This is a genomic window from Bacillus sp. REN10 (assembly GCF_016820555.1).
Taxonomy (GTDB): Bacteria; Bacillota; Bacilli; order Bacillales; family Domibacillaceae; genus Bacillus_CE.
Map to the genome: position 1 here is coordinate 17,741 of NZ_JADHDW010000006.1, position 24,924 is coordinate 42,664.

General features: G+C 41.1%; 23 protein-coding genes. 17 read left to right on the forward strand and 6 right to left on the reverse strand.

Going from position 1 to position 24,924, the window contains the following annotated elements:
• Positions 1–370: 370 nt before the first annotated feature.
• The 9 genes from IRB43_RS10420 to IRB43_RS10455 all read left to right on the forward strand — a co-directional run bounded on the left by IRB43_RS10420 (position 371) and on the right by IRB43_RS10455 (position 8,957).
• Entirely contained in the window at positions 371–1,570 is a 1,200-nt protein-coding gene (locus IRB43_RS10420) for an NAD(P)/FAD-dependent oxidoreductase (protein WP_481748136.1), read from the forward strand.
• 23 nt (positions 1,571–1,593) lie between these two features.
• Complete coding sequence (locus IRB43_RS10425) at positions 1,594–2,142, forward strand: hypothetical protein (RefSeq protein ID WP_203363422.1); 549 nt, start codon at positions 1,594–1,596, stop codon at positions 2,140–2,142.
• Positions 2,143–2,201: 59 nt separating this feature from the next.
• Positions 2,202–3,611 carry an MBL fold metallo-hydrolase gene (locus IRB43_RS10430; RefSeq protein ID WP_203363423.1) on the forward strand — a complete coding sequence of 470 codons (1,410 nt, stop codon included), beginning with the start codon at positions 2,202–2,204 and terminating at the stop codon, positions 3,609–3,611.
• A 90-nt stretch (positions 3,612–3,701) separates the two neighbouring features.
• Entirely contained in the window at positions 3,702–4,754 is a 1,053-nt protein-coding gene (locus IRB43_RS10435) for a sensor histidine kinase (RefSeq protein WP_203363536.1), read from the forward strand.
• Positions 4,732–5,367 (forward strand): response regulator, encoded by a 636-nt coding sequence (locus IRB43_RS10440; RefSeq protein WP_203363424.1) that lies wholly within the window; start codon positions 4,732–4,734, stop codon positions 5,365–5,367. The genes IRB43_RS10435 and IRB43_RS10440 overlap by 23 nt, the downstream gene beginning before the upstream one ends.
• Before the next feature lie 342 nt (positions 5,368–5,709).
• Positions 5,710–7,035, forward strand: coding sequence for a cytochrome ubiquinol oxidase subunit I (locus IRB43_RS10445; RefSeq protein WP_203363425.1), 1,326 nt, complete (start codon positions 5,710–5,712; stop codon positions 7,033–7,035).
• Positions 7,036–7,037: 2 nt separating this feature from the next.
• Positions 7,038–8,051 (forward strand): cytochrome d ubiquinol oxidase subunit II, encoded by a 1,014-nt coding sequence (locus IRB43_RS10450; protein ID WP_203363426.1) that lies wholly within the window; start codon positions 7,038–7,040, stop codon positions 8,049–8,051.
• Between the two features lie 13 nt (positions 8,052–8,064).
• Positions 8,065–8,163 (forward strand): cytochrome bd oxidase small subunit CydS family protein, encoded by a 99-nt coding sequence (gene cydS / locus IRB43_RS18225; protein ID WP_481748137.1) that lies wholly within the window; start codon positions 8,065–8,067, stop codon positions 8,161–8,163.
• 17 nt (positions 8,164–8,180) lie between these two features.
• Entirely contained in the window at positions 8,181–8,957 is a 777-nt protein-coding gene (locus tag IRB43_RS10455; RefSeq protein ID WP_203363427.1) for a sulfite exporter TauE/SafE family protein, read from the forward strand.
• A gap of 43 nt (positions 8,958–9,000) precedes the next feature.
• Here IRB43_RS10455 and IRB43_RS10460 read toward each other — a convergent pair whose 3' ends face one another.
• The 5 genes from IRB43_RS10460 to kynU all read right to left on the reverse strand — a co-directional run bounded on the left by IRB43_RS10460 (position 9,001) and on the right by kynU (position 13,964).
• Positions 9,001–9,762, reverse strand: coding sequence for a class I SAM-dependent methyltransferase (locus tag IRB43_RS10460; RefSeq protein ID WP_203363428.1), 762 nt, complete (start codon positions 9,760–9,762; stop codon positions 9,001–9,003).
• A gap of 101 nt (positions 9,763–9,863) precedes the next feature.
• On the reverse strand, positions 9,864–11,204 hold the full coding sequence (locus IRB43_RS10465; RefSeq protein WP_203363429.1) for a sodium-dependent transporter: 1,341 nt from the start codon (positions 11,202–11,204) through the stop codon (positions 9,864–9,866).
• Between the two features lie 18 nt (positions 11,205–11,222).
• Positions 11,223–12,047, reverse strand: a complete 825-nt coding sequence (gene kynA / locus IRB43_RS10470) for a tryptophan 2,3-dioxygenase (protein WP_203363430.1) — start codon at positions 12,045–12,047, stop codon at positions 11,223–11,225.
• A gap of 4 nt (positions 12,048–12,051) precedes the next feature.
• Complete coding sequence (gene kynB / locus IRB43_RS10475) at positions 12,052–12,690, reverse strand: arylformamidase (protein ID WP_203363431.1); 639 nt, start codon at positions 12,688–12,690, stop codon at positions 12,052–12,054.
• Positions 12,690–13,964 carry a kynureninase gene (gene kynU, locus IRB43_RS10480; RefSeq protein ID WP_203363432.1) on the reverse strand — a complete coding sequence of 425 codons (1,275 nt, stop codon included), beginning with the start codon at positions 13,962–13,964 and terminating at the stop codon, positions 12,690–12,692. Before kynU ends, kynB begins: the two co-directional genes overlap by 1 nt.
• 285 nt (positions 13,965–14,249) lie before the next feature.
• Between kynU and IRB43_RS10485 the strand changes: the two genes are divergently transcribed.
• The 8 genes from IRB43_RS10485 to trpB all read left to right on the forward strand — a co-directional run bounded on the left by IRB43_RS10485 (position 14,250) and on the right by trpB (position 23,086).
• Positions 14,250–15,665 carry a GntP family permease gene (locus IRB43_RS10485; RefSeq protein WP_203363433.1) on the forward strand — a complete coding sequence of 472 codons (1,416 nt, stop codon included), beginning with the start codon at positions 14,250–14,252 and terminating at the stop codon, positions 15,663–15,665.
• A 14-nt stretch (positions 15,666–15,679) separates the two neighbouring features.
• Positions 15,680–16,456: a 3-hydroxybutyrate dehydrogenase gene (locus IRB43_RS10490; RefSeq protein WP_203363434.1), complete on the forward strand. Its 777-nt coding sequence runs from the start codon at positions 15,680–15,682 to the stop codon at positions 16,454–16,456.
• A 105-nt stretch (positions 16,457–16,561) separates the two neighbouring features.
• A complete protein-coding gene (locus IRB43_RS10495; protein WP_203363435.1) occupies positions 16,562–17,947 on the forward strand; it encodes a sigma-54 interaction domain-containing protein in 1,386 nt (461 codons plus the stop codon).
• 87 nt (positions 17,948–18,034) lie between these two features.
• Positions 18,035–18,937, forward strand: a complete 903-nt coding sequence (gene purU / locus IRB43_RS10500) for a formyltetrahydrofolate deformylase (protein ID WP_203363436.1) — start codon at positions 18,035–18,037, stop codon at positions 18,935–18,937.
• A 129-nt stretch (positions 18,938–19,066) separates the two neighbouring features.
• On the forward strand, positions 19,067–20,089 hold the full coding sequence (locus IRB43_RS10505) for a LytTR family transcriptional regulator DNA-binding domain-containing protein (protein ID WP_238941954.1): 1,023 nt from the start codon (positions 19,067–19,069) through the stop codon (positions 20,087–20,089).
• 146 nt (positions 20,090–20,235) lie between these two features.
• On the forward strand, positions 20,236–21,081 hold the full coding sequence (locus IRB43_RS10510) for an ABC transporter ATP-binding protein (RefSeq protein WP_203363437.1): 846 nt from the start codon (positions 20,236–20,238) through the stop codon (positions 21,079–21,081).
• A complete protein-coding gene (locus IRB43_RS10515) occupies positions 21,078–21,791 on the forward strand; it encodes an ABC transporter permease (RefSeq protein WP_203363438.1) in 714 nt (237 codons plus the stop codon). Before IRB43_RS10510 ends, IRB43_RS10515 begins: the two co-directional genes overlap by 4 nt.
• Positions 21,792–21,922: 131 nt before the next feature.
• The gene (gene trpB, locus IRB43_RS10520) at positions 21,923–23,086 is read left to right on the forward strand and encodes a tryptophan synthase subunit beta (protein WP_203363439.1); all 1,164 of its coding nucleotides are present in this window, start codon (positions 21,923–21,925) and stop codon (positions 23,084–23,086) included.
• A gap of 49 nt (positions 23,087–23,135) precedes the next feature.
• Here trpB and IRB43_RS10525 read toward each other — a convergent pair whose 3' ends face one another.
• Positions 23,136–24,878, reverse strand: coding sequence for an AarF/UbiB family protein (locus IRB43_RS10525; RefSeq protein ID WP_203363440.1), 1,743 nt, complete (start codon positions 24,876–24,878; stop codon positions 23,136–23,138).
• Positions 24,879–24,924: the final 46 nt, after the last annotated feature.

Here is a 24,924-nt window from a genome sequence, read left to right on the forward strand (position 1 = left end):
CCGTTCATTTGAATTTTTCAATTATTTTCTCTAATTAAATAATAGTTGCTATCGATTGATATCGTCAATATCAATAAGACATAGAAATGATGCCGAAATGATATAGGAAATAAATGTTTTGTAAAAAAATTCTTTAAGTTTAATGTACCCCATTTAAATTAGTCTCAATCTATTTTTATCAAAATATAATGACTTTGCTTAGTCTCCACACTTTCTGATGAAGTATGTCGGTTTTCCCTTGTTCTCATAATATAGGGGTAACCCCCTATGGTATGAATAAAATATTTTCACTATTATAAATGTATAAACAGCTATAACAACTCACAGGGTTCTCCCCTGAACTTGTCATTAAATGATGGCTAGGAGGAAGATGGAGATGGATAAACATTATCGAGTAGTGATTGTGGGCGGCGGTTCAGCAGGAATTAGCACGGCCGCTAGATTATTGAATGGAATGAAATCGCTTGCAGACGATGTGGCGATTATAGATCCGGCTAAAAATCATTATTATCAGCCGTTATGGACATTAGTCGGCGGTGGGGCAGCAAAGAAAGAAGATACCGAGCGCAGCATGGAGGAATTAATTCCTGAAGGGGCTATATGGATTCAACAAGCTGCGGCTTCCTTTGATCCGGATCATAATATGGTCCAGTTAGGAAATGGAGAGAAAGTTTCTTACGATTATTTAATTGTAGCTGCGGGAATCGAGATTCATTGGGATGGAGTAAAAGGCTTAAAGGATGCCATTGGTAAAGGTGGCGTCTGCAGTAATTATTCTTATCAATATACTGATTATACATGGGAAGCCATTCGGACGTTTAAAGGTGGGAATGCGGTTTTCACTCACCCGGCTACACCAGTAAAATGTGGGGGTGCTCCTCAAAAAATTATGTATTTAGCAGAGGATCATTTCAGCCGTACGGGAATTAGAGATCAAACGAATGTGATCTTTGGTTCGGCTAACCCAGCGATTTTTGATGTCCAGAAATATCGTGATACATTGGAAAAAGTCGTGGCGCGTAAAAAAATTGATGCCCGCTTCCGTCATAACTTAATTGAAATTAGAGCAGATAAAAAAGAAGCTGTGTTTGAGAATTTAGATACACATGAACAAACGGTCGTCAATTACGATATGATTCACGTTACTCCGCCGATGCGGGCGCCTTCTTTTATTAGCAACAGTCCGTTAGCAAGTGAAGCTGGCTGGGTGGATGTTCATCCGTATACGCTGCAGCACCAAAAGTATGAAAATGTATTTGCTCTTGGTGATTGTGCAGACTTACCAACATCGAAAACGGGAGCGGCAATTCGTAAGCAGGCTCCGGTCGTAGCTGAAAATGTGATGTCACTGATTAAAGAAGAGCCGATGAGTGCGACATATGATGGCTATAGCTCTTGCCCGCTAGTCACAGGCTACAACAGCTTAGTGCTGGCCGAGTTTAAGTACGGTAAAATCCCGAGTGAATCTTTCCCGATGAACCAAGCGAAGGAACGGCGCAGCATGTATATTATGAAAAAAGATTTACTGCCGATTATGTATTGGGATGGTATGTTGAAAGGAATTATGTAATAGCGGGAAAGGAGTGAAGGATGATGGCAACTTCATTATCAAAGCAAGACTGGGTTGATGAGCTAGATAAACCGGAAGTACAAGCTTCTCTTCAAACGCTGATCGAAAAGCTGCCTACTTTAACGGAAAAGCTAGAGCAAGTGGATAACCTATTATCTTTTGGTCAAGCCGTGATGAATGACGAGCATACAATGGAAAAAGTGAAGACAAAGCTTGATTATACGAATATAGATGTGGATACGCTTGAAGCTGGCCTTCGTCTGCTAGAGAAATTACCTTTACTTTTACAACTGGTAGAAAAACTTGAAGTAGCGGTCCGTTTTGCTGAGCAAGTTGCAGGGGATCAAAAATCGATCGAGTACTTGCAAAAGAGTGCCGAGGGATATTTAGAACCTATTCAAGCAAAAGTAGAACAAGGAAAGACATTGTGGCAAGAAATCCAAACGAAAGCGGAAGCGAACCAACAGCATATTTCCGTCTTCACCATATTGAAATGGATGAAAGACCCTTCCGTTCAGCGAATTCTTTCATATGTACAAGCATTTATTGACACTATGCCTAAAAAACAATAACCATTTTTCGACAAAAACCGGGTGGTGCCTGTCACCCCCCGAAAAGAGGAGAGATTCGAATGTTGTTACGTTATTTTTATGATGAAAAGTTAGCACATGCTTCTTATTTGGTTGGTTGTCAAAAGACGGGGGAGTCGGTCGTAATTGATGCGTCTCGTGATATTGAGCAGTATGTTGAGGTGGCGAAGAAGGAAGGGTTAAGGCTAACGGCAGCGGCTGAGACGCATATTCATGCGGACTTTGTTGCTGGGTCCCGAGAGATCGCTGATCGTTTCGGAGCGAAATTGTATGTGTCAGACGAAGGGGATGAAAACTGGAAGTATCAAAATCTTGAAAACATCGATCATCAGCTGTTAAAAGATGGGGATCAATTTAAGATTGGTAACTTAACGCTAGAAGTGATGCATACACCAGGTCATACACCTGAAAGTATTTCTTTCATCCTAACCGATAATGGCGGCGGTGCTGATCGTCCGATGGGAATCTTTACAGGAGACTTTGTATTTGTTGGTGATGTCGGACGCCCGGATTTATTAGAGAAGGCTGCAGGCTACGAGGGCACAGCTGATGTGGGAGCAAAACAGATGTTTGTTTCGCTTGAGCGATTTAAGTTACTTCCTGATTACTTGCAAGTGTGGCCAGCCCATGGAGCAGGCAGCGCCTGTGGTAAAGCACTAGGAGCGATTCCTTCTTCCACTGTCGGTTATGAAAAAATGTTCAACTGGGCGTTGCAATTTAACGATGAAGCTGCATTTGTGAAAGCATTACTAGATGGTCAACCAGAACCACCAAAATATTTCGCAGTCATGAAGCGTGTCAATAAAGTAGGACCTGCTTTATTTAAAGATTTACAAGTGCCAGTTGAAGCAACGGATGCTTCCGCTCTTCATGGATGGCTTGAAAATGATATGGTGATTGATACTCGTCCTGCTTCGGAGTTTGCAGAGCGCCATATTCCTGGAACGATTAATATTCCATTTAACAAGTCCTTCACTAATTGGGCTGGCTGGCTTGTCAACTATGAGGCACCGCTTTACTTACTCATGGAAGAAGGAAATTTGCCAGATATTTTAAAGGCGTTGCGTTCAATTGGAATCGACAACACGGCTGGGTACATGAATGTCCAAGCTGCTTTATCACAAGCAACCGAGCTAGAAAGCTATGAAAATATTGAACCTGTTGCTATTAAAGAGGCGGTCGAAAAAGGTGAAATCACAGTTCTTGATGTTCGTAATCAAACGGAATGGGATGAAGGACATATTTCTGGAGCGATCCATGTGATGCTCGGTACATTGCCAGATCGTTTAGATGAAGTGCCGAATGAGCGACCAATTCTTGTTCAGTGCGCTGCTGGCGGCCGTTCTGCTATTGCAGCAAGCGTCCTTCAAGCGAAAGGTATTAAAAATGTAACCAATCTTTTAGGCGGCTACTCACGCTGGAAGGCAGACGTGCTTGCAGCTGTCAAATAATCACTTAAGAAACCGCCGGTGAAAATTTATCACTGGTGGTTTTTCGTTTACAATAAGAGAAAGACCTTGGGAAAGGAAATGCATCAATCGATGGAACAGTATCCTGTGGAACAAAAATATTTGCATCAAATTTTTGAACATATTCAAGACGGAATTATTGTGATGAATCAAAATCGAGAAATACTGCTGATGAATCCGGCAGCCCATCGACTCACAGGCTGGAACATTGGTGGAAAAGTTCCTTTTTGCTCTTATTGTCAAGAACGGAAAGTGACAAAAGGAGAGAATCGCTGCTATTTAATTGCCAGGAATGAAGTGCCCTACTTCTTATCGCAAATGCCTGTTTATCACGGAAATGAGCTGGATGTGGAAATGAGTACAGCCTTAATTTATCAAGATCAAAACAGTCAGGAGCAAGAGTATTTGCTTGTGCTTCGCGATCAAACATTGCGGCAAAAAGAAGAAGAAGTGAGACTATCAAAGAAGATGATTAAGCAGCTAATTGAAGCTCAAGAAAAAGAACATAAACGCCTTGCTCACGAGCTACATGATGGTGTTAGTCAGTCGCTTTATACGATTTCTGTTGCGCTGCAAGCGATCGAATCAACAGTTGAAGATGAACGTCTCCATGATTATTTAAACGAGGTCCGAGCAGAGTTGGACCGAACGATGTCTGATATTAAAGCCTACTCGCATCAACTCAGACCCACTAGTTTAGACCGGCTAGGGTTAGTATCAGCTTTAGAGACACTCATTCAGTCGGTTGAATCGACCTCCTCTTTATCTGTTGCTTTTCAAACGAATATTACCGGCCGTCTGCCTTCCGCAGTGGAAATCAATGTGTATCGAGTCGTACAGGAAGCTTTGCATAATGCAGTCAAATATGCGCAAGCCCATCAAGTCTATTTATTTCTTCGGAAAGAGCAGAGGCAATTAATGGTTGAAATACATGATGACGGCGTTGGCTTTGAGTTGGAACAAGCAAAAGGCGGGCTTGGTCTTGAGCATATGCGTGAACGAATTGAGCAGTTAAATGGCCGCTTTTTTATTCAATCAGCACTAGGAGAAGGCACACAAATTATGGCTACAATAATGATAGATGAAAGCGAGGAAATCGCAAATGAAAGTGATGGTAGTCGATGATCATGATTTAATAAGAAAAGGGATTATCTTACTTTTAGAGAATTATCAAGATATTGAAGTAGTAGCCGATGCTGGAGGTGGTCATGAAGCCCTTGTGTTGGCGATGCAAAATGAGCCTGATGTAGTCTTAATGGATATTTCAATGCCCAATGGTTTAGATGGGTTTACAACGACGAAGCAGCTTCTTCAGCAGCAACCTAATGTTAAAGTCGTTTTGTTAACGATGCATGATGAAGAAACGTATATTCGTAAAGCAATTCAATCAGGGGCACATGGGTATATTTTAAAGAGGAGTCAGGGAAGCGAATTGTATGAGGCGATTTATCACGTCTACCACGGGCGCCATTATTATAGTACGGACTTGAGTGAGGCGCAGATTGAAAAAATGATGAAGGCAAAAGAAACGCCTTCCTCTCCGCTAACTTTGAGAGAACAAGAAGTACTGCGTTTAAATGTTCTTGGCTACACCAATAAAGAGATCGCTGAAAAGCTCCATATTAGCGCTAAAACAGTAGAAAACCATAAATCAAATATGATGAACAAACTAGGGTTAAAACAAAAACACGAACTAATCCAATACGGAATCAAAAACTATTTTACCGATATCCAGTAACGCGAGGGAAGCCTTGCGTTTTTTCGTATACGCAACATCATTTTACAATCATATAGAGGATGAAGTCAGTCACAACAACCATTTCAACGTTTCCTCTATTTCTACAGTTAATACCTTCAAAAAATCTTCATATTTACTGCTTTGTTAGGGGAACCCCCCTATGTATGAGCTGTTCTGTTCTTTTTATACTGAAATAGAAGTGATAAATAATCAATCTATTTTTCGGTGATTAAAGGAGAGGTGCATATGCAAAAAAGAGAGACTGTTTATTTTTGGATGGCTGCGTTAGTTGCATTTGGTAGTGCTATTAGCTTGATGATTATATAGGGGGGGAGTAAAAAAATGGAATATGATGCCGTTTTATATAGTCGCATTTTAACAGAGATGACATTAGGGTTTCATATATTATTTGCCACAATTGGTGTAGGCGTTCCTGTGTTTATTGCGTTGGCACAGTGGATGGGATTAAAGCACAATGACCCTCACTACTTATTGCTGGCTCGGCGCTGGGCACGTGGATTTACGATTACAGTGGCGGTTGGCGTTGTGACTGGAACCGCCATCGGGTTGCAATTAAGCTTGTTGTGGCCTTCCTTTATGGAGACAGCTGGGCAATTAATTTCGTTGCCACTGTTTATGGAGACTTTCGCTTTTTTCTTTGAAGCGATCTTTTTAGGCATTTACTTATATACGTGGGATCGGTTTAAAAATCCAAAAATTCATTTGTTATTGCTTATTCCAGTGGTGATCGGTTCATCGATGTCGGCTTTTTTCATTACAACGGTCAATGCCTTTATGAATACACCGCAAGGATTTGACATTGTAAATGGAGCGATTGTCAATATTGAACCACTAAAAGCGATGTTTAATCCAGCCGTTCCAACAAAAACGGCCCATGTGCTCGTTTCTGCTTATATGACATCGGCCTTTATGTTGGCTTCGTTGGCTGCCTATCATCTGCTTCGCGGCAGAAAGCATGTGTATTATCGGAAAGCATTGCGTATCACTCTTATTCCTGCGCTTGTTTTCTCGATTGCTACCGCTCTTGTGGGGGATTTATCTGGAAAGTTTCTGGCGGAGTATCAGCCGGAAAAACTAGCTGCAGCTGAATGGCATTTTGAAACAGAAGGAGAAGCGCCGCTGTTATTATTTGGAATGGTGGATGAAAATCAGAACGTCAGCGGAGCGATTAAAATCCCTTATGCATTGAGTATTTTAGCAGGGAATATGCCTAGCACAGAAGTCATAGGGCTCAATGAATTCCCAGAAGATGAACGCCCGCCGCTCTATGTTCATTATTTATTTGATGTGATGGTGACATTGGGCATGCTCTTGATATTCATTGCTCTTGTGTATGCGGTGCTATCTAAATGGAAACCGCAGCATATGTACAATAAATGGCTGATGCGAGCTGTTTTGATATCAGGACCGCTATCGTTAATCGCAATTGAAGTCGGCTGGATTTTTGCGGAGGTGGGACGCCAGCCTTGGATTTTACGCGGATATATGAAAACGATAGAAGGGGCTACTTCTTCTCCGCACGTAGGTACAATGCTCATCGCTTTTGGTATCTTATACATCTTGCTTGGTATCGGTTCGATCGCTGTTCTTCGTAAAATGTTTAAAAAGAACCTTCCAGAAGATGAACTAGCGGCAAGGGGGAATTAATGATGTCTCTTGAGTTACTAGGTATCAGCGTATTATGGATTTTCTTATTTGGTTATTTAATAGTTGGTTCAATTGACTTTGGGGCGGGCTTTTTCAGTACGTACAGTGAGTGGACAGGGCAAAAACACATTCTTCATAAAATCATTCAGCGTTATCTTTCCCCTGTGTGGGAGGTAACGAATGTGTTTCTTGTGTTCTTTTTTGTCGGCATTGTTGGGTTCTTTCCGAAAACCGCTTATTATTTCGGTTCAGCTCTATTAGTGCCTGTCAGCATTTCAATTATTTTGCTGGCTATTCGCGGTTCTTACTATGCCTTTGGAACATATGGAGCGAAGGATAACAAACTGTATAGCTTTCTTTATGGCGTTACAGGGGTGTTGATTCCCGCCTCTTTAACGACGGTGCTAACTATTTCAGAAGGTGGGTTCCTTGATATAACGGACTCCGGAGTACATTTAAATTTAGGCGCATTGTTGAGCAGCCCTTATTCTTGGAGTGTCGTTCTCTTATCGCTCGTTAGCGTGCTCTTTATTTCTGCCGCGTTTTTAACTTATTATGCTCATCAGGCAGAGGATCGAAAAGCAGAACAGCTTGTTCGCCGTTATGCGCTTGGCTGGAGTGTGCCATCCATTGCCGCAGCTATTCTCGTTTTTTATGCCTTGCGGTCGCATAACCCGGAACATTTCGCCAGAATGACGGATCTATCATGGATGTTTGTCGTATCGCTTGTTTGTTTCTTGTTGGCCATTACATTGTTGTATAAGCGCCGTTCCTATGGAATTGCGTTTTCCGCCGTGATGATGCAATATTTTCTTGCTTTTTTGGCATATGGAATTTCCCATTATCCCTATTTATTGTATCCAGTTCTAACGATTTATGATGGCTTTACAAATCGGACAATGGCGATTTACTTAGTCATCGCTTTTATTGCGGGATTACTATTACTGATCCCAGCACTATATTTATTGCTGAAGCTCTTCTTATTTAACAGCAAATATGTAAAAGGAATGAAATAGGAGGGAAATCGTCATGCATCATTTTTTAATTATGTATGCCCCCATTCTAGTTGTTCTTGCTTCACTGATCGGTGTGTTTTTCTGGGGAGCGAAAGAGAAAAAATTTGATTAAGTACGGGAGGGGCCCGAATGGATCTCATGTATTGGCTTTTGATCTTTATGATCGGTTTTATCGGTTCGTTTATTTCTGGCATGGTCGGCATCGGCGGTTCGATCATTAAATATCCGATGTTATTATACATTCCGCCGCTTCTTGGTTTTGCTGCATTCAGCGCTCATGAAGTATCTGGAATTAGCGCTGTTCAAGTATTCTTTGCGACGATTGCAGGTGTGTGGGCGTATCGCAAAAGCGATTATTTAAATAAACGATTAATTATGTATATGGGAGGAGCTGTTCTCCTTGGTAGTTTCCTAGGCGGCTTTGGATCTGATCAATTATCAGAGGAAGTCATCAATGTGGTATACGGGATTCTAGCAGCATTAGCAGCGATTATGATGTTTATTCCGAAGAAAAATCTCGATGACCGTCCAATGAGCGAAGTCACATTTAACGGCTGGCTTGCCGCAACGCTTGCGTTTATTGTTGGGATCGGAGCCGGAATTGTTGGAGCAGCCGGAGCCTTTCTTTTAGTGCCAATTATGCTAGTTGTATTGAAAATTCCAACAAGGATGACGATTGCTAGTTCCTTAGCGATTACTTTCATTTCTTCGATTGGCTCAACAGCGGGTAAAATCATGACGGGTCAAGTGCTTTTCTGGCCAGCTATCATTATGATTATTGCCAGTGTGATCGCTTCACCACTTGGCGCAAAAGCAGGCCAAAAAATGAACACAAAAGTTTTACAGTGGTTGCTTGCCATTTTAATTGCGGCAACAGCGATTAAGATTTGGTTGGATATTTTATAAGAAGAAAGGAGACCTTCTCTTTTTTCTGAAGGTCTCCTTTTTCCTATATTGCTCTTGCTTTCATCATAAAACGATGCTGTTTGGTGTCAAAGTATCCTTTAGACTGGATGATTTGATAAATTTCATACAACTGTTCAAGGTAGTGTTCGGTTGTAAATGCGGGAATCTGCCATGGAATCGCTTTTAGATAGTAGATAAGTGCCCCGATATCATAAAAACGTTGAACGGGGAACTCTTCTTTGCATTCTAAAACTTCAAAGTGATTCTTTTTTAAGTCCTCTAAAGCTGTTTGCAAGTTCCAGTTTAAATATTCTTCGTTCAAAGGGACGCCGAAATGATCATTTATTTGATAACAATCGAAACCGCCTACTTGCTGAGTAAGAAAGATGCCTCTATCTTTTAAAATACGCCTTACTTCTTTTGAAGAGAAAGATTCATGTTGATTAAGAATGCAATCGAAAAAGTGATCTTCAAAAGGAAGGTAGGCATCCTCATTGATCGAGACCACGTTAACGCCCAATGGTTCAAGTCTTTGTTTGGCAATAGCAATGTTAGGTTTATAGCTTTCAGTAGCAAACATATTTGGTGGAAAAGGAGCTAGTTTAGAGAGGAATTCTCCTCCTCCCGTGCCCATGTCTAGCATGGAATGGGCATTTTGGACAAGCGGTATAGCCATGCTGCCGTAAGACCAAGATAGCAGTTCACTCTGCATACGTCCTGTTGCCGTAATAAATGAGAAATCCCAACCGGAAAAACATTTTTTTTCATCTTGAATGTACTTTAAAAACTGTTCATCTTTTATCATTATAATCCTCCTTTTATATATGATTTTACTAATTTATAAAAGGAGGTCCTCTACAGCATTGTTATGTTTCATGCTCTAATAAACTCATCATGTGTTACGCCTCAGCCAAACAACCCAAGCGAATTTAAAAAGACAACGATGATCGTCAACGGCACGATCCACTTCATTAATAGTTGCCAAACGGTATAGGTGCTTGGTGTCAGTGATTGACCGAGCATAAATTCTTGTTTGACGAGCTGTTGGTTCATCTTCCAAGCGATAAATAGGGCGATGAGCAGGTTCCCAAGCGGAAGCATGATGTTGCTGACAAGGTAATCTGTGGCGTCAAAGACCGTTTTATCAAAAACTTTCACATCTGAAAGTAGGCTAGAAGATAGCGCAGCAGGAATACCCGCGATAAACACGGTTATACCGGCGATCCAAGTGATCCTTTTTCTTGAGGCTCCATTTTTCATAAAAGCCGCCACGATAATTTCTAATAAACTGAAAGATGATGTTAACGTAGCAAACAAGAATAGCAATAAAAACATGAATAAAAACAGTTCACCAAATGGCATTTGCGAAAACACAGATGGCAAGACGATAAAGAGCAGCCCTGGTCCTTCTGCCGGCTCGAAGCCGAAAGCAAATACGACAGGAAAGATAGCAAGCCCTGCTAAGACCGATACGAAAATATTCATTAACGCAACGGATCCTGCTGATACAGGGATGCTGACATTTTTATTTAAATAAGAGCTGTAAGTGACCATGCATGAAAATCCAACGGCAAGTGAAAAGAAGGATTGTCCAAGTGCATACAACACCGCTTCCCCGGTAATTTTTGAGAAATCAGGCTGTAGGAAAAAGCGAACGCCTTCCATTGCGCCCTCTAGTGTAAGCGAACGGATGACAAGCACGATAAAGAATATAAATAATAGCGGCATCATATACTTGCTCGCTTTTTCAATACCATTTTGAATCCCAGCGGCAATAACAATAATATTCATCAGTAAAAAAGCAGCTAATCCGCCAATCGTAATGAGGGGAGAGCTGATGGTCTGCCCGAACATAGCCCCATAGTCGGAACCACTTTCAATCACTTTTCCGCCAAGTGACATGAGCGTATAAGTAAGCACCCAACCACCAACGACGCTATAAAACGATAGCAATAGAAAGCAACCGATGACGCCTAATTTTCCGGTCAACGTCCAGAAGCTACTCGGCGCTAGTTTTTTATAGGCGCTGACCGCTTCTTTTCCAGAGCCGCGACCAATGATGAATTCTGAAATCAACATGGGTAAGCCAATTAAAAGCGTAAATAATATAAAAAGAAGCAGAAAGGCGCCGCCCCCACTTTGTCCGGTTACGTATGGGAATTTCCAAATCGCACCTAAACCAATCGCTGCTCCTGCTGACGATAAGATAAATCCGATGCGTGAGGACCATTGTTCTTTATTGTCCATGAAATCACTCCTATTCTGTTAAAGCTTCGTGCGCAAATCCCATAACTCAGGAAAGAAGCGATGATCGAGCACTTTTTTCAAATAGTGCACACCCGATGATCCGCCAGTCCCCATTTTAAAGCCGATAATTCGTTCAACGGTTTTCATATGGCGGAATCGCCACTGCTGTAGCCAGTCTTCAATATCGATCAATTTTTCCGCTAGCTGATAGAGGTCCCAATACGTTTCCACATCTGCATAAACATCAAGCCAAGCCGCTTCGACGGTTGGATCACCTGTATAAGTAACGGAATAATCACGGCCGATTAAGTCTGGGTTAATCGGAAAACCAGCACGAGCCAGTGCTCCGATCGCTGCATCATAAATGCTCGGCGCATGATAAGCTTTTTCTAATATATCATGAAGTGGCTGATCTTTTTGATAAATTGTTAAAATATGCGCTGTTTTATAGCCAAGCAAAAATTCAATTTGCCGATATTGATACGATTGAAAGCCGGAAGCTTGACCGAGCTTTTCGCGAAATTCCATATATTCAGCTGGAGTTAAAGTAGATAGTACATCCCATGCTTGAATAATTTGCGTTTGAATTTTAGATACGCGAGCCAGCATTTTAAAGGCTGGCTGAAGTTCATCTTGTTCAATGAGCTCGATCGCGGCCTGCATTTCATGAATGATTAGCTTCATCCATAATTCACTTACTTGATGAATAATAATGAAAAGCATTTCGTCATGGTGCCCGGAAAGCCGATGCTGTGCGCTAAGTAGCTGATTGAGCCCAAGATATTCTCCGTAAGTCATGTTGTTTGTAAAATCGGTATGAATTGATTTTTCATTCATCGTCATGTTTTTATCCCCTTTCCTCTATTGGACGAATAACGGCGCGCACAGGACTACCGTCCGCCCCTTCAATTAAAAGTGGTAACGCGATCATCTCATATAAGCCCGGTTCAACATGATCAAGTACAATATTTTCCAATATATGAATGTTATTTTTATGGAATGAATGATGAACTTCCATCTCTTTACTATCCAATACATCAACAGAAGGAACATCAATTCCGAGCAGAAAAATCCCTCTTTCTTTTAAAAACGGGCCGAGTGCTGGATCGAGGGGAGTGATTTTCCCAGGAAATAATGTTGGTTCGCTTTTCTTGTTTGTCCGTAGCAGCACCCGTTCTGTCCCATCTAATCGATAAGCCTCTAACTGCTGTGGGCTAATATAATCTAGGCTAGACACATCGATCACTAGTGCTTTTCCAATAAAGATCTCAACGTCTAGTTGATGGATTGTTTCCCCGTGATCATCAAAATGAAAAGGGGAATCGACATGAGTACCTGTATGCAGACTAGTTGTCATTTTACCAATGTTGACGGATCCTGTTTCTGCTTTTGTATAAGAAATTTCATATGAGAAAGGAGTGTCACCTGGCCAATGAGCAATTTGGTTGTTAAGAGGTTGGGTAATATCAATCCACTTAGTGCTCATTACGCCACCACATCTCGCTCATTTTTATATTGCTTATATTGCTTGGTTTCCATGATTTCTTTTAAAATCTGCACTGTCTCCCACACCTCTTCAAACGTATTGTATAAAGCAACCGGTGCTAGCCGAATACCGTTAGGGGCTCGAAAATCAGGGATGACTCCATGATCTTTTAAAGCTTTACAAATGCGAGCCGCCTCGGCATGCTCCAAAAATAAGTGACCGCCGCGCTGACGATCATTGCGAGGGTTCACGATTGTAAATTTGAATTCCGTTAACTCATGCTCGATTAGTTCCATCATATAGTTAGTCAGCTGCAATGATTTTTTTCGAATGCGATCAATGCCCGCTTCGTTAAACAGATCTAGCGCCCCGAGCAATGGGGCTGTACTTAAAATATGCGGGGTCCCTATTTGATACGCTCCGGCATGTTCGGCATGATCTAGCTCCAATGTCATATCAAATTGTGTCTCCTTTTTCGACCCGAACCAGCCGGCAAGCCCAGGTGCTCGGCCAAAATGCTTTTTATTGACATAGAGTGCGGCTGTACTGCCAGGTCCACCATTTAAGTGCTTATAATTACACCAGAAAGCAAAGTCGACATCCCACTTGCTCAATTCATGAGGAATCGAACCGATCGAATGGCAAAGATCAAAGCCGATCAATATGCCGCGTTCTTGAGCGGCTGCTGTTAGCTGCTCCATGTCTAATACTTGTCCGCTACGGTAGAGCACACCCGGCAAAATAATTAAAGCCACTTCCTCTGTCATCGCTGCGATAATATCTTCTTCTTTCAATATATGCCCGTCTGTACTTTCTACGAGTACTAAATGTTCGTCAGGGTCGTATCCTCTTAATCGAAGCTGACTTTTTAATGCGTAAATATCAGTCGGAAACGTCAGTTCATCAGCCAAAATTTTCGTTTTCTTTCCTTCTGGCTGATAAAAGGTGGCTACTAATTGATGGAGGTTTGCGGTGGTGGACCCTGTAACAATCACTTCTTCCGCAGTTGCTCCTGTAAGCGTCATCATTTTTTCGCTGAGCGATTCCGATAAATAAAACCAAGGGTGCTCTCCTTGTGTCCAGCCATCAATTCCGTACTCCCTCCATGAGTGCAGCAAATCAAGCACTGCTTTTTCCGCTCGTTTGGACAGCAACCCAAGCGAGTTCCCATCGAGATAAATCCGACCTTCTTTCAAATAAAATTCCTCACGAAAATGAGCTAACTCATCTTGCTGATCCAATGATTTTGCGTATTCCTTGGAAAAGATATTCATGTCGCTCCCCCTTTTGTGTAAAATTTCTATCTATTCTGATAATAAAACATAAGCGGGGGTGTGGCAATCCATTCGGGCGGGAGTCGTTTGATGCATGAATGTTCATAACCGAATAGTCTTCCGTGATTTCGGAAATTTCCGCAATCATGGAAAGATTCTTTTTACTCATTCCGGAAAAACGGAAGAAGTCGCTTCTCAATGATCAGTGTTTACATATTTTCGCGAATTGGTACAGATTTTGCATGTGTATAACATAATATGACTATAAAATAAGGGGGTTGAGGTATGGATTTATTGATTATTTTATTGGCGTTAGGACTATTAATGTTTGTTGCGTACCGAGGTTTTTCTGTTATTTTATTTGCGCCAATTTGTGCGCTGTTAGCAGTGCTGTTGACTGACCCTAATTTCGTTCTTCCGTTTTTCTCTAATATCTTTATGGAGAAAATGGTCGGGTTTATTAAGCTCTATTTTCCAGTGTTTTTATTAGGAGCGATTTTCGGGAAAGTTGTTGAAATGTCCGGAATTGCTGAGTCGATTGCCAAGACGATTGTGCAGTGGGTTGGTGCCAAACAAGCGATGTTAGCGATTGTGCTCATGTGCGCGATTTTAACGTATAGTGGTGTCAGCTTATTTGTAGTTGTGTTTGCCGTATATCCATTTGCTAAAAATTTGTTTATGGAGGCGGATATTCCGAAGCGATTGATTCCTGGAACGATTGCACTTGGGGCGTTCACGTTTACGATGGACGCGTTGCCAGGAACGCCGCAAATTCAAAATGTCATTCCAACAACTTTTTTCAAAACAGATATCTATGCTGCACCTACTCTTGGGATTATTGGCGCCATCTTTGTTTTTATGGTCGGCATGCTTTATCTAGAAAGCCGCCGGCGAAAAGCGGTGAATGCCGGTGAAGGCTATTACGGAATTAATAATGAAATTGTGGAAGAAGAAACCAATGATGTGATCTCAAAAGAGAAAGAATCTACCACTAGAAGAGTATTGGCGTTTGTTCCGCTGATTCTCGTGGCGGTGATGAATAAAGTATTTACAGAAGCCTTGCCGAAATGGTATCCAAATGGCTTTGATTTTGCAGACATTGGGTTAGAGGTGTTTGGAAAAGTAGAATTGTCTTCTGTTGTAGCGATTTGGTCTGTGCAAATGGCGTTAGTGACCGGCATTATTGCAGCGCTTTTATACAATTGGAAGAAGGTAAAGATTAATTTCCAAGCGGGCATCAATGCATCGATTGGGGGAGCTTTGCTAGCCGCGATGAACACGGGAGCTGAGTATGGGTTTGGTGGCGTGATTTCGTCTTTACCAGGGTTTGCGGTGATCAGTAAAGGAATTTCTGAAACATTTACCAACCCGCTTGTTAATGGCGCGGTAACAACGACTGCTCTCGCAGGTGTTACAGGATCTGCTTCAGGTGGTATGGGAATTGCTTTGAGCGCAATGGCAGATAAATACTTGGCTGCTATCAATGAATTTAATATTCCGCCAGAAGTGATGCATCGTGTGATCTCGATGGCTTCTGGAGGCATGGATACATTGCCTCACAACGGAGCAGTTATTACGCTATTAGCAGTGACCGGCTTAACTCATCGTCAATCTTATCGGGATATTTTCGCCATTACGATCATTAAAACAGTAGCGGTCTTCTTTATTATCGCAATGTATAGCTTAACTGGACTAGTGTAAAGGGAGATGAAAAGATGTTAACAGGAAAAGTAGCCTTAGTGACAGGTGCGGCAAGCGGGATTGGTTTAGAAGTAGCATATGCTTTTGCAAAAGAAGGGGCAAAGGTGATCATTGCTGATTTAAAGGAAGAGGCAGCCACAGCAGCGGCAGAGCAACTAAAAGCACAAGACTTCGACGTAGCAGCGGTTGCTTGCGACGTAACAAATGAGCAGCAAGTGCAGGATTGTCTTCAATTTGCGGTGGAGCAATTTGGAACAGTCGATATTTTAGTCAATAATGCTGGCTTACAGCATGTCGCCCCACTTGAGCAATTTCCAACAGAAAAATTTGAGCTGTTAATCAAAGTGATGCTGACAGCACCTTTTGTTTTCATCAAACATGTGCTGCCGATTATGAAGAAAAACGGTTCTGGCCGAATTATTAATATGGCGTCTATTAATGGACTCGTTGGCTTTGCTGGGAAAGCAGCTTATAACAGTGCCAAGCATGGTGTGATTGGCTTAACGAAAGTAGCTGCGTTAGAAACGGCTGCTCATGGCATAACAGTCAATGCTCTTTGTCCAGGGTATGTGGACACGCCGCTTGTGCGCGGGCAATTAGAGGATTTGGCCAAAACGAGACATGTGCCATTAGAAAATGTATTAGAAGAAGTCATTTACCCACTCGTTCCACAGAAAAGATTACTGAGTGTGGAGGAAATTGCTGATTATGCTATTTTCTTAGCTAGTGATAAGGCAAAGGGAGTGACCGGCCAAGCAGTTATTCTCGATGGAGGATATACCGTGCAATAAAAAGACAAACCTTTCAAGCGATTCAGTATTTGAAAGGTTTTTTTAATCCAATTTTTGTTATTATAAGGATAGCAATAATAAAAAAGAAAGGACGGGGCTATCGGTATGAACAAACTAGTCAGTAAGTTACCTTATGACTGGTTGGAAGAAATTATTAATATCGCAGCGGAATGGGTAGTAGTAATTGATTGTAAAGGCATCATCGTTTATATTAATGCAGCCTATTGTGAATATCTTGGAACAACCGTTTCTGAAGCGATAGGGAAAGATGTGCGTGATGTCATCGAAAATACGAGAATGCACCTCATTATCGGGACAGAACAGCCTGAAATCGCCTCGATTCATCCCATCAAAGGCAATGAAATGATTGCTAATCGCTATCCTTTATATGTCAATGGAGAACTAGTTGGAGCCGTCGGTACCGTTATGTTTCGGAATGCTAAGGATTGGATGACTTATTCTGAGAAAGTCCAACCGTTTCTTGAGGAGCTAAAATACTATAAGAAGAAATTTGAAAAAGAGTGGAAAAGCAAGTATAGCTTTGATGACTTAATCGGCGAGAATCACAAGTTTCAAGAAGCGAAAAAACTAGCCCAGCGTGTGGCAGCAAGTCGATCATCTGTGCTGTTGATGGGGCCTTCTGGTACGGGAAAGGAATTATTTGCCCATGCCATTCACGGAACGAGCCAGCGAGCCGCTTTTCCATTTGTGCGAGTGAATTCGGCTTCTATTCCTGAACAATTATTAGAATCAGAATTATTTGGCTATGAAGAAGGCGCGTTTACCGGAGCAAAAAAGGGTGGGAAAAAAGGTAAATTTGAACTCGCTCACCGCGGGACGATTTTTCTTGATGAAGTAGGAGACATGCCGCTTCCGATGCAAAGCAAGCTACTTCGTGTGTTGCAGGAAAAAGAGATTGAAAGAGTGGGAGGTCAAAGATCGATTCCTGTTGATGTTCGTGTCATAGCCGCTACCCATCGAAACTTAGAAGAAATGGTTCGAAAGGGAGAATTTCGCCAAGATCTTTATTATCGGCTTAACGTAATGAAAATTGATATTCCCTCTTTAAAAGAGCGCACAGAAGATTTGCCGGCAATTGCTCATATGCTATTAAAGAAATTAGCAAAAACGTTTAGCCGCGAGCGATTAGCGATTTCACCTGAAGTAATCAATCGTTTATTGCTCCATTCATGGCCTGGAAATGTGAGAGAATTAGACAATGTGTTAGAGCGAGCAGTGAATGTGTTAGATGGTGCGACCATTCATCTGCATCACTTACCACTTTACTTACAGGAAGAGCCTATTGTCCCTCAAACAGCGCAACGAGAAGAACGACCTATCATACCATTAAGACAAACCATAACTTTAGCAGAGCGATCCGCCTTAGAACAAGCGCTACAGAAAACAGGAAATAATAAAGTAGAAGCAGCTAAGTTATTAGGAATTAGCAAAACGAGCTTGTACGATAAATGTAAATTATATGAATTATAACGGTATTGGTGTCAGAAAATTATTTTCATTCTGTTTTTATTGCGGTATAATGGATAATTAATTATCGCAAAAAGGTAGGTTCAAACTATGAAAACGAACGTGCAGACACAACCTTTACTTCAAGAAGAGAAGCTAGGTAGTCGCGGAAGATTGTTAGTGAAATGTCCGGATCGTCCGGGAATTGTTGCGGCAATTTCTAAATTTTTATTTGATCACGAAGCGAATATTATTGAGTCGAATCAATATTCTAATAACCCAGAAGGTGGCACCTTCTTCATTCGAATTGAGTTTGATCGTCCGAATTTAGCGGACAATGCGGCGCAAATGGAGAAAGATTTTGACTTGCTAGCAGCTGAGTTTGCGATGGAGTATCAGTTTACGTATGCTGAAGAACGAAAGAAGATGGCGATCTTTGCTTCTAAAGAGCCTCATTGCTTGCTTGAATTGCTTTGGGAGTGGCAAAGCGGCGATCTGCCAACCGATATTGCTATGGTGATTAGCAATCACGAAAATACGAGAGAAATGGTAGAAGCGCTCGGTATCCCATTCTATTATATCCCAGCTAACAAAGACATTCGAAAACAAGTGGAAGAGCAGCAAATTCAGCTATTGAAAGAACATCAAATTGATGTCATCGTCCTCGCTCGTTATATGCAAATTTTAACAGAGGATTTCGTCAGTCATTTTCCGAATCAAATTATTAATATCCATCACTCTTTCCTTCCTGCTTTCATCGGTGCGAGACCGTATGAGAGGGCGCATGAACGCGGAGTGAAGCTGATCGGGGCGACATCACACTATGTGACGAATGATCTGGATGAAGGTCCAATTATTGAACAAGACATCGAGCGAGTGAACCATCGTGACGATGTAGCTGGCTTGAAGAAAATTGGCCAGTCTATTGAACGCCGCGTGCTTGCGCGTGCGGTTAAATGGCATTTAGAAGACCGCGTCATTGTACATGGAAATAAAACCATTGTCTTTCATTAATTAGTAGTGGGCTGTCCTTAGGGAACTTGTTATATGGATCATTTCCATGCAATAAGCCTAAGGGCAGCTTTTTTTTTGAAAATTTTATTTGGTAAAAAATTCATATAAGGAGGCTGTTTTGTGACGCAATTGTTATCTGTAAAAAGCTTATCGAAAAAAACAGGAAATACAACTTTATTGCCAACGATTAGCTTTCAAATTGATCAAGGTCAATGTGTCGTTATTCACTGTAACAAACATTTAGGAAACACGTTAATAAAAATTATTTTAGGGGAGGAAGTGGCCTCAAAAGGTCATGTGTACTTTAAAGGAAATAATATGAAGGGCGATCTAAATATTTTCCGGGAAATAAGTGTTTGTCTATTGGATGATGGTCTTTATGAAAGATTAAAAGTGAAAGAGTACTTAGCTTTCTTTCAAAAAGTGTCGGAATCTGACCGGTCGATTGATGAAGTGGTTCAACTGGTTGGTTTGCTGGACAAGAAAGAGGTGAAAATCGCCAAGCTGACTTTTTCGGAAAAAAGACGTTTGCAGATTGGGCGGGTCATTATAAATAATTATGATTTCGTCGTGTTAGAGGAGCCTGAACAAAATGTTGATATTGAAAGTGCCATCATTATTCGAAATGTCATTCGACAATTGCAAAAGGAGCAAAAAGCCATCTTAATCACAACGTCCTTTTTAGAAGATGCACTGTCTTTAACGAATGAGGTCTATTGGTTAAATGAAGAAGGAATGAAAAAGGTCGAAGTAGATGAGGAAGAATCCGAACATCATCAAGAGGTCGAGGAACCAGCGGAAACTTTAAAGCCGATGAAACTCGAAAAGATTCCAGCGAAGGTGAAAGAGAAAGTGATCTTATTTGATCCTCCGGAAATTCATTATATAGAAAGCCAAGAAGGGGTCTCACATTTGCATTTATCTGAAGGGAGCTTTCCTTGCTCGTTCACGCTCAATGATTTAGAAGAGAAACTAAAGGCATTTGGTTTCTTTCGCTGCCATCGTTCCTATATCGTCAACTTGCAGCGAGTGCGTGAAGTGATTACATGGACAAGAAACAGCTATAGCTTAGTTCTTGATGATGACAAGAAAAGTTCCATCCCTTTATCGAAAGCACGCTTTGATGAATTGAAAGAAATCCTAGGGTTGTAGTAAAATTTGAGCAGCTTAAATGAAGGGTTCAACCATACATAAGCATCATTCAGCATTTTTTCGATCCGTTCATAGGAAAAATAAGGTGTGACTTTGATTTTCCTTTTATGATGAAGACATCAACAAATCATAAAGGAGCGATAAAGATGGAGCACATTATTGAAGTGAACCAATTGATGAAAACATTTGGAAACAAAGCCGCTTTAAAAAATATCAACTTTACTATTAAAAAAGGAGAGATTTTTGGATTTCTCGGCCCGAGCGGATCTGGAAAAACAACAACTGTTAAAATCCTCACTTCTCAGCTGCTTCATTCTAATGGAGAAGTAAAGGTTTTCGGAACAGACATTAAAAAAGTGAATCATGAGCATTTAAAACGCATCGGTATTTTAACGGATAATAGTGGTTTATATGAACGCTTGAGTATTTACGATAACTTAGCTCTCTTTGCAAAATTATACGATGTCAACCAATTGCGAATCGATGAAGTATTAAAGGAAGTGAACCTATTAAATGATAAGAAAACGCTGGTGAAAAAACTTTCTAAAGGAATGAAGCAACGTGTGACGTTAGCACGAGCATTGCTACATAAGCCAGACCTACTATTTTTAGATGAGCCAACATCAGCATTAGACCCAGCGAACGTACAGCATATTCACAATGGATTGCGCCGTTTAAATGAAGAAGGAACGACGATCTTTTTAACGACTCATAATATGGAGGAAGCGGAATCGCTATGTGACCGTGTCGCTTTCTTAAATAATGGAGAAATTGTTGCATTGGATGAGCCAAAACAGCTTCGTCTTCAATACACAGACCACACAATTGAAGTGATGTTAAAAAATGACAAAAAAGAAAAGTTAAAAATGGATGAAGCAGGCGGAGCAAAAATCCAAGAGTATATTCGAACAGGAGAACTTGTTTCCATTCATTCGAGCGAGCCAACCTTAGGGGATATTTTCATTCAATTAACTGGGAGGAATTTAATATGAATCTATCAATGAAGCGAATTTCAGCACTCATTACGAAAGAATACCAAGATTTAAAGACCAATTCACAAATTTTAATTATGGTGGCACTTCCGTTAGTATTTGCTTTTCTGATCAGTCGAACCGCTCACGCCTCTACGCCTGATTCGGCTACTATGCCAATCCTCATTTTGTTAACGATGGTCACTTGTTACACTCAATCCTTGTTAATTGCTGAGGAGAAAGAAAAGCATACATTGCGTGTACTAATGTTGTCACCGGCAAGTTCAGTAGAGATTTTAACTGGTAAAGCATTCTTAACATTTATAATGACGCTCGTTACTTGTGGATTATGTTTCTTTATTTTAGGAACAGAGATTAGGAATGTTTGGTTAACTGCTGGGGTTATTTTGTTATCATCCGTTCTATTTACCATCTTCGGAACAATTATTGGTTTATTTTCAGAAAATGTGACACAAACCTCCATTTATGGATTGCCATTTATGTTTATTATGATGATGGGACCTAATTTAAAAGAAGTGATTAGTAATGAAACCTTATTGAAGATCGTTTCTTATTTGCCATCTGATCATTTAGCAGTTGGAATGGTTAAGGCAATGGAAGACGGAACATTTGCAGATATAAAAATGAATCTATTCAATATTCTTATTTGGACAATCGTAAGTGGCATTGTTTGCTTCTTCGTATACAATAAACGCCGATTTGATAAGTAAGGGAAAAGGGGGGAAGCTCAGAGGTGATTGGGCTGCCCTCTTTGGTCATTGACGAAGAAAAGAGATCTTGTTATAGTAATAAGTAAATTTTCAGAATAATTTTTTGGGAATTGAGAGGAGACGAGACAGAGATGAGTAAAGTACAGTTAGAAGAGGGATATTTCGGACAGTTTGGTGGTAGCTTTGTGCCGCCTGAGATGAAAGAGGCATTAAATCATATTGCTGAGCAATTTTACAAGTATAAGGATGATCCAGAGTTTATCGAGGAATTTCAATATTATTTAAAAGAATACGTTGGCCGTGAGAATCCGCTGACGTATGCCAGTCAATTAACAAAGCAGCTAGGCGGAGCAAAAATCTATTTAAAGCGGGAAGATTTAAACCACACGGGATCACATAAGATCAATAATGTGATGGGTCAAATTTTGCTGGCGAAAAAAATGGGAGCAAAGCGAGTCATTGCTGAGACAGGTGCTGGTCAGCACGGTGTGGCAACAGCCACTGTTTGTGCGATGTTTGACATTGATTGCGTCATTTATATGGGCGCAGAGGATATTCGCCGCCAAGCATTAAATGTGTTCCGGATGGAGTTATTAGGGGCGAAAGTCGTTTCTGTTGAAAAGGGGCAAGGGCGTTTAAAGGATGCAGTCGATGAAGCGCTAAATGACCTTGTCGTTAATTATAAAGACACGTTCTATCTGTTGGGCTCCGCTGTTGGTCCCCATCCGTATCCAACGATGGTGAAGCATTTCCATTCGGTGATCAGCGAGGAATCGAAGCGACAAATTCTTGAAAAAGAAGGCCGTTTGCCAGATGCGGTCATTGCTTGTGTTGGTGGTGGAAGCAATGCGATCGGAGCATTCGCTCATTATTTACAAGAGCCATCTGTTCGCCTGATTGGAGTGGAACCAGATCAAGCAGCGGCTTTAACGAAAGGAAAGCCAGCTGTCTTGCAAGGTTTTAAATGTCTTGTATTAATGGATGAAGAAGGCAATCCGCAGCCGACCTATTCAATTGCGGCTGGGCTTGATTATCCAGGAGTTGGCCCAGAGCATAGTGAGTTAAAAGAATCAGGCCGCGCTGAATATTATGCGGTAACCAATCAGGAGGTACTGGATGCCTTCCAAACACTATCACGTACAGAAGGCATTATTCCAGCTCTTGAAAGTTCTCATGCCGTTGCTCATGCGATCAAAATTGCCCCAGACATGAAGCCAGATCAAATTATTATCGTTAATATTTCTGGCCGCGGCGATAAAGACGTTCAACAAGTATTTGAAATGATGAAAAAATAATAGGAAGCCGAGATTCAACATGATTGATTGAATCTCGGCTTTTTTTGCATTAATTTTTCTGTTGTAATCGCAAAATAAATTTACGGTAAGCCCGTAGACTTACAGCATAATAAATCAAACTCAATGCGGAGAGGGCACAGCTGCCATACATCCATAAAGATTTTCCGATGTCGAGGGACGTAGCAGTTAAAACAATGCTTAACGACAGGAACAGTAAAGCATCTCTTTTTTTCGATAGTAAGTAATTTTGTTCAAATCCAAGCTCATCCTTCTTTTGTTGCCATTCCCGGTATTGTCTTGGCTCATCTAGCATTTGCTGGAGCTTTCGCGGAATGGAAAGCAGTGGCCGCAGTGACTGATTCAATACGTTTAAGGCAATTCGGTTCGATGAAGGACTTTTCTCGGTATTGGCTTGTAGCCAGTTTAACACCAATGGCTTACTGACTTGGAGCAAATCAATTTTCGGATCTAAAATGTATAAAATACCGACGAAGGTTGAAAGTGCTCGTCCGAAAAAAGCGAACTCGCTCGGAAGCTGAATGGGCTGCTTTTTTACGATGCTTTGAAGATCTTCTAGTAAATGTTGAACGATAAAGTCATCCATTAACGTTAAATCCTGCTGTGTATACGTTTCGATCAGCATGATAAGCACTTTCTTCAATTGATTTTTATCAGCGGAAGGAAGCAGGAAACGCAACCGCTCAAGTGCTAGCAACACTTGATCATAATCTTCCGTAATAATGCCTTCAATGAGTTGACGAATATCATCGGCATCGCTTTTGTTAATTTCACCGACCATTCCGAAATCGATCAGGATAATCGTGCCGTCTTGTTTAATTAGCAAGTTCCCTGGATGGGGATCTGCGTGAAATTTTCCTTCCTGAAGGAGTTGTTCAAGAAAGACATCCACTAGTCGTTTCGCTAGCTGTTGGCGATGGATACCGCTCTGTTCAAGAAAGGAGAGATCGGTTATACGAGCTCCTTCTACCCACTCCATCACGAGTACTTTTTTAGTTGAATACTCTTCATAGTAAAAAGGCACATCCACATTTGAAAATGATTCATAGCGCTTCTTAAAATAAAGTCCATTTTGTAGCTCTTTTCGAAAGTCTAATTCTTGTCCGATAATCATCTTCATTTCGCGATAAAGCGAAGGCAAATCCATCTGCTTGCCGAGTGAGGTGAAGTGGTCTGCCAGCCACATCACAATTTTAATCGCTTTAAAGTCAGTAAAGATAATACGGTCAATACCTGGACGCTGCACTTTAATTGCAACTTGCGCACCATTTGGAAGCTGCGCCTGATACACTTGTCCGATGGAAGCTGAGGCGACCGGCTCGTGATCTAGCTCAATCACGACTTCATCATAAGGGGCATTCCACTCTTTTTCGATCACTTCTTTTGCTTCAGACCATGGGACACTTGGCACGCGATCCATCAGATCCTCTAGTTCATTTAGAAAGGCAGGTGGCATAATGTCGGCCCTCGTGCTTAAAAACTGCCCAAGCTTAATGAGAAGTCCTTCTAAACGTAACGCTGTACGCTTATACTCAGCTGCTTGCCGCTTTAATAAATTTTCCCACTTGTCATTGATGTCACTGGTCCAATGGTGACGATGCCTTTTTTGAAATAACGTCACTTGTATGAAAAATTTTACAGACATGTGGACGATAATGATGATTCGATAGAGAGAAAGGTTTTTCACATGATTCGTCCTTTCTAGCAATAATTGTCGTTTCTTTTTATTGTAGAACATCCGCTTCCGTTCTGTACAATTTAACGATGTTTTCACTTTATTATCTGTTTATGGTATCTTATTTTAGTATCAGGTAATAATT